Origin of the sequence: Palleronia sp., assembly GCF_042089775.1 — a bacterium.
In the GTDB taxonomy this organism is placed as follows: domain Bacteria; phylum Pseudomonadota; class Alphaproteobacteria; order Rhodobacterales; family Rhodobacteraceae; genus Palleronia.
Genome location: NZ_JBELKF010000251.1, coordinates 1 through 2,607 on the forward strand (window position 1 = coordinate 1; position 2,607 = coordinate 2,607).

The 2,607-nt window shown below is 59.7% G+C and carries 4 protein-coding genes; 3 read left to right on the forward strand and 1 reads right to left on the reverse strand.

Features of this window, described 5'->3' with window-relative positions; all coding sequences use genetic code 11:
• Window positions 1–351, forward strand: a 351-nt coding sequence (locus ACFDS3_RS20735) for a DUF6634 family protein (RefSeq protein ID WP_375264215.1), incomplete at its 5' end; no start/stop codon positions are given.
• 142 nt (window positions 352–493) lie between these two features.
• On the opposite strand, the gene ACFDS3_RS20740 is transcribed toward ACFDS3_RS20735, so the two are convergent.
• A complete protein-coding gene (locus tag ACFDS3_RS20740) occupies window positions 494–859 on the reverse strand; it encodes a hypothetical protein (RefSeq protein ID WP_375264216.1) in 366 nt (121 codons plus the stop codon).
• A gap of 241 nt (window positions 860–1,100) precedes the next feature.
• Here ACFDS3_RS20740 and wecB point away from each other — a divergent pair, with 241 nt between their 5' ends.
• Both wecB and ACFDS3_RS20750 read left to right on the forward strand, forming a co-directional pair.
• On the forward strand, window positions 1,101–2,264 hold the full coding sequence (wecB, locus tag ACFDS3_RS20745; protein ID WP_375264218.1) for a non-hydrolyzing UDP-N-acetylglucosamine 2-epimerase: 1,164 nt from the start codon (window positions 1,101–1,103) through the stop codon (window positions 2,262–2,264).
• On the forward strand, window positions 2,246–2,607 hold a 362-nt coding region (locus ACFDS3_RS20750; RefSeq protein WP_375264217.1), incomplete at its 3' end, for a hypothetical protein. The genes wecB and ACFDS3_RS20750, both read left to right, overlap by 19 nt.

Here is a 2,607-nt window from a genome sequence, read left to right on the forward strand (position 1 = left end):
GAGAAGCGCGTCCGTCGGTTTCTGGAGCACGTAGATCGTCTTGGATCCGTCCCGCCGACGCAGGAGGAACTGGACCGGGCGCCGGTGCTGGACGGATGGTGTGCGGCCGTGCTGGGCAGCACCCCGTTCCTTCTCGGTCAGAGCACCGGGCACCCGCGGCTCCGGTGCGGCGCCAGAACTCGAACATCTCCCCTTATCCGGATCGGTCCGGACCGCTCGTGGGCGCGCACATGGAACCGGTTCTATGTTCTGGACGGGTACTCGCCGAAGACCCTCTTCAAGATGCAGGCAGACGGCGTGGTCGCGCCGGATGTCACGCCGATCGAAGTAGATCCTGGTCCGCTGCATTGATGCCACCCATGAGGGGGCGAGAACAAGGATCGTGCGGCCGACATCGATCGTTTCCGTCCGCTGTCCGGCGGTATCCGCGGCTGAAGTCTCTACCGTCGCTGTCTACGGGCGGGGCTGATTCCAGCCGGGCCGCCAGGATGTCTCAAGTACTTCCGGGCCGTTCCACGCGGAGGAAGTCCAGGATCTGTCGCAGGCTTTCAAGGTCGTCGGTGTGTCCGGGCGTCAAGATGATGTCCTCCTCCGGATCGACCTCGTCGCTTTCCTCGAGCAGGCGGGTTTCGCGGTCAACGATGTAGCGCAGGATCACCTTCCGCGAGAACATCTGGAGCAGGCGTGCGACGAAAAACGGCAGCTGCTCGGCGAATTCCGGATGCTTGCGGGCCGCGGTTGTGAAGTGCAGGAGCTTCTCGCCAATGAGGTAGTCGAGCGCAGCCTGTACTCCGTATCGGGCGTGGATCGTGATCGCGGCGTCACATTGCTCGCGCCAGATGTTTTCGGGCTTCACCATGGCGCTGCGTCCTTCTTCTTCCGGCTTGGAACAAGCCCGTGCTCAGGCTAAGAAACTTTCAGCCACTCATCCAGCTTGGACCAGCGCCGCCGTCCCGAGACATGCCACGCGCCGATCGGGAGACCATCGTACTCTTTAAACATGTTTTGAGGAGCAACGCACGGGATCAGCGTCGGCTTCAATCGTTCGCTGGTAACGGCACTGCTACTTCGTCTTTGGAGGAGAGACGGTTTTGATCAAAGTGCTGTGTGTTCTGGGGACCCGTCCTGAAATGGTCAAGATGGCACCTGTTGTTCGCGCTCTGGACGCAGCCCAAGACGTTCGATCCGTCCTTTGCACCACTGGCCAGCATAGGGAGTTGCTTGAACAAATGAAAAGCCTCCTCCACAGAAGTCCTGACCACGAGTTGGACCTAATGTTGCCGGGTCAGGGGCTTAGCCAGCTAACAAGCCGCCTCATCAGCGGGCTTGAGCCGGTCCTGCAACAAGAAGTCCCGGACCTGGTAATGGTTCATGGTGATACCACCACGGCCTTGTCTGCAAGTTTGGCGGCCTTCTATCAGAAGATCGACATCGGTCATGTAGAGGCCGGACTCCGGACAGGTGACATTAATGCGCCGTGGCCGGAAGAGCTGAATCGGCGGTTGATCGGACAGATCGCCCTGTTGCACTTTGCGCCAACGATGAGGGCGCGTTTGGCGCTGATCGACGAAAACATTCCCGCTCACCATATAACGGTAACGGGGAACACCGTCATCGATATGCTGTACGATACGCTCGACAGGATCGTGGGGTCGCCCGATCTCAGACAAGAGCTTTCGGTTCGTTTTGGGCTGTCGGCGCAACACAAGCTCGTCCTCGCTACGATGCATCGCCGCGAAAGCTTCGGCTCCGGCCTGCTCGGCGTCTGCCTGGCACTGAAGGCCTTGGCAAAGCGGCCCGATATAAAGGTTCTCGTCACGTTGCATCCCAACCCAAACGTGCGGATGGTGCTTGAGCGCGAGCTTGGCGGAATCGAGGCTATCAATCTCTTGCCGCCACAGGACTATGAGAGTTTTATCTATCTGGTTTCATCCGCCTGCTTGATCTTGACGGATTCTGGCGGCCTTCAGGAGGAAGCGGCTGCCTTGGGCACGACCGTTCTCGTCCTGCGGGATAAAACCGAACGCCCAGAGGCCGTGGAGGCGGGCGCAGCATATCTTGTCGGGACGGAACCGAGACGGATTCTGGAACAATCGCACAGGCTCCTCGACAACGCGCTTCCGAGTGTGGGGTTCCGCAAGTCACCAAACCCGTTCGGGGATGGGAAAGCCGGCCTACGAATTCTTGGAATGATCCGAGCGCATTACGCTATGAGGCCACCTGAAGGAGGAGAAAGGCTTTCAGAATGGAGCGCGCCCCGGTGATCAGGCATAGGCAAACCGCAACCGGACTCGCCCTGCTGCTCGGGTTGGTTCTGGTCTTCGGATTTGTCGCAGCCTACCGGATATACAAGCCCTCCTCTACGATCGAGGGCATCATCTGGCAGCCGTCCAACGATTACACGACGCCGAAGGGGGCTTGGCATCTGCTTGGAGCCCACACGCTCATGGTCCAGTGGCTGATCGTGGACGATCACGTTTGGACCGCCACCGAGGCCGAAGTCCTGTTGCCAATCGACGTTGACTGGCTCGAGGTTCTCTCTCAACCATGGGCGCAGTCCCGCATATGGGGTTTGGCCGGGCGTTACAGCATAAACATGGCCCGCTT

What these genes read in the sequence shown, in the direction of transcription:
- ACFDS3_RS20740 (WP_375264216.1), bottom strand. Translation starts at nt 859, where the DNA reads ATGGTGAAGCCCGAAAACATCTGGCGCGAGCAATGTGACGCCGCGATC.